This window comes from Tepidiphilus succinatimandens (assembly GCF_006503695.1).
Lineage (GTDB): Bacteria > Pseudomonadota > Gammaproteobacteria > Burkholderiales > Rhodocyclaceae > Tepidiphilus > Tepidiphilus succinatimandens.
In genome coordinates, this window is the sequence record NZ_SBIK01000029.1 from 1 (window position 1) to 2,708 (window position 2,708).

At 63.6% G+C, this 2,708-nt stretch carries 4 protein-coding genes and 1 pseudogene; 4 read left to right on the forward strand and 1 reads right to left on the reverse strand.

What is annotated here, in order from left to right; all coding sequences use genetic code 11:
• Nucleotides 1–42: 42 nt before the first annotated feature.
• The gene (locus EPD82_RS11750; RefSeq protein ID WP_141056749.1) at nucleotides 43–234 is read right to left on the reverse strand and encodes a hypothetical protein; all 192 of its coding nucleotides are present in this window, start codon (nucleotides 232–234) and stop codon (nucleotides 43–45) included.
• A gap of 107 nt (nucleotides 235–341) precedes the next feature.
• On the opposite strand from EPD82_RS11750, the gene cadR reads away from it, so the two are divergent.
• From cadR to EPD82_RS12230, 4 genes and pseudogenes are all read left to right on the forward strand, one after another.
• Nucleotides 342–824, forward strand: a complete 483-nt coding sequence (gene cadR, locus EPD82_RS11755; RefSeq protein WP_019561294.1) for a Cd(II)/Pb(II)-responsive transcriptional regulator — start codon at nucleotides 342–344, stop codon at nucleotides 822–824.
• Nucleotides 821–970, forward strand: a complete 150-nt coding sequence (locus tag EPD82_RS11975; RefSeq protein WP_156824618.1) for a hypothetical protein — start codon at nucleotides 821–823, stop codon at nucleotides 968–970. Before cadR ends, EPD82_RS11975 begins: the two co-directional genes overlap by 4 nt.
• A gap of 93 nt (nucleotides 971–1,063) precedes the next feature.
• Nucleotides 1,064–2,359: an ISL3 family transposase gene (locus EPD82_RS11760; protein ID WP_110012227.1), complete on the forward strand. Its 1,296-nt coding sequence runs from the start codon at nucleotides 1,064–1,066 to the stop codon at nucleotides 2,357–2,359.
• Between the two features lie 34 nt (nucleotides 2,360–2,393).
• Nucleotides 2,394–2,588: pseudogene (locus tag EPD82_RS12230) on the forward strand (hypothetical protein); the annotation flags it as partial.
• Nucleotides 2,589–2,708: the final 120 nt, after the last annotated feature.

Sequence of the window (2,708 nt, forward strand, 5' to 3'; positions counted from 1 at the left end):
ACATCCGGGCCGTTACCCTCAACCCTGAACGCGACTCTGTGGTCACAACGGCTGTGAGCCGAGGAGACATTCAGCCGATTGCTGCGTGACAGAGGCGACAAGTAGCTTGACGCGCGCCGGCGTGTCGTCGATTACCGGTGCGTGGGTCTGCACAGCGGCAGGCGAGCAATGCTTGGCACATCCGCGACTCTCCGACGTAGCAGAAATTTCATCAAGCTTGGTATTTTGGTTCATGAGGGCTCCTATTGTTCCGTCCATTAGAAACCCTGTGGCAACTAAAGAGTCAAGAGAGTAAAATGCACGTCATCGATGCCCTCAGTACATCAAGTCAAGGGAAGTAAATGAAAATCGGTGAACTGGCCAAGGCCACCGGCACGCAAGTGGAAACCATCCGCTACTACGAGCGCGAAGGCCTTTTGCCTGAAACATCGCGCACCGACGGCAACTACCGCATTTATGGCGAGGCGCACGCGCAACGCCTGTCATTCATCCGCCACTGCCGGTCGCTGGACATGACGCTGGACGAAATCCGCGTACTGCTGCGTTTCAAGGATGCGCCGACCGAAAACTGCGGCGAGGTGAATGCATTGCTGGATGAACACATCGGCCATGTTGCCGCCCGCATTCGGGAATTGCGCTCGCTGGAGCGGCAACTTAAAGGGCTGCGGGATTTGTGTCAGGAAGCGCGGGATGCTGCCCACTGCGGCATCTTGAATGAGCTTGCTCGCCAAGGCTCCGAGGGCGGCTCCAGCGCGGCCGGACACGTGCATGGTGCGCACGGTCGTTCCGTTGAACGCAAGTCCATAAATGACAAGAGAAAATGAAATTGAACGACTCCGGCATCCCCGCCGCGCTGGCCGCTGCCGTACTTTTCGGCGCAGGCACGCCGCTGGCGAAACTGCTGCTTGAGCATGCTGGCCCCTGGTTGCGGCTCTTCGTCATTTCGTGTGGAACCCAACAGTCACAATGACTCCTGGTCGTCGAGCCCGGTGGGCATGTGTGCAGGCCGCTGGCCGGCCTGTGCACATGTCCACGAGGCGTGTTTGATCAGGAGGATGAGTCCATGGGCATTGCCGTAGAAGCTCTGTTCACCAGCGCGCTGGGCTTGCAGCCGCCGTGGGTCGTCGATGACGTCAGGCTCGACACCGCCAAGCGGCGTATCGACTTCGAGATCGGCTGCCACACCAGCAGGCTCGCCTGCCCGGCATGCGGTGCGGCCACGCAACCGGTGCACGACCGGCTGCGCCGATCCTGGCGGCACCTGGACTTCTTCCAGTTCGAGGCCTGGCTGCATTGCGACGTGCCGCGCGTGGCCTGCGGTGCCTGCGGCAAGACCACGCAGGTGGCCGTGCCCTGGGCGCGTCCGGGCTCGGGCTTCACCGCGGCGTTCGAAGCGCTGGCGCTGACCTTGTGCCTGGACCTGCCGGTGCGCCAGGCCGCCGAGTTGCTGCGCTGCAAGGACAAGCGGCTGTGGCGGCGCATCGAGTTCTACGTCGCGCAGGCGCGTGCGCTGGAAGACTTCGCCGGCGTGCGCACGGTGGGCATCGACGAGACCAGCCTGCGGCGCGGGCAGCACTACATCACCGTCGTGCACGACCTGGATCGCAAGCGGCTGCTGTTCGCCACCGAGGGGCGCGAGCACCGCACGGTGGTGGAGTTCGCCGAGGATCTGAGGGCCCATGGCGGCGATCCCGCCCAGGTGCGGCACGTGTGCATGGACATGAGCGCGGCCTACGCCAAGGGCGTGGCGCTGGCGCTGCCCCAGGCGCAGATCAGCTACGACCGCTTCCACGTCGTCTCGATGGCCATCGAGGCGATGGACCAGGTGCGCCGCGCGGAGATGGCCACCGACGCGCAGGCGGTGCGAGCCGCGCTGGGCACTGGCCAGCGTAAGACGCTCAGGCAGCTGCTGTGGGGCATGCGGCGCAACCCCAGCAGCTGGAGCGCCCGCCAGATCCAGGCGATGCACTGGCTGCAGCGCTCGACGCTCAAAAGCGCGCGGGCGTGGCGGCTGAAGATGGCGCTGCGCGAGGTGTACGCGCGGGCCACAGCGCACAACAGCATCGAACAGGCCGCATCCGACCTCAGGGCCTGGCTGAGCTGGGCGCGGCGCTGTCGGCTCGAGCCGTTCAAGAAGCTGGCCGCCACGCTCAAGGAGCGGTTCGACGCGGTGGTGCGCGGCATGGTCGATCACCGCAGCAACGCCTTCGTCGAGGCGATGAACGGGCTGCTGCAGCAGGCCAAGCGCGCCGCGCGCGGCTTCAGGACGAGCCAGAACTTCATCGCCATCGCCTACCTGCGCATGTCCAAGCTCAAGCACCTGCCGGCCAGCCCGTTCGCGCCGGCGATGCCCCAGTGACAGTGTTGCTTTCCACACGAAACGACATGGAGCCCAAAACATCGCGTTGGCGTTGGGCATCAAAGCCGTGTTTCTCGTACTCGCGATATTTGGCACCGCGACCATGTGGATGGCCGTATTCGCAGATATGGGGGCCAGCCTGCTGGTGGTGTTCAATGGCTTGCGCTTGTTACGCACGAACTCACTTCTAAGCGGAGCCGAATCCGGCCCTTCCGCCAAAACACTATAGCTGCTACAATCTTGTCCATGCGTCGCTTGTTTATGATTTTTCTGCTGGTATTGATGCCGCTGCAGCTCAGTTGGGCAGCGATTGCATCCTATTGCCAGCACGAAACTGGGGCCGCAGCCA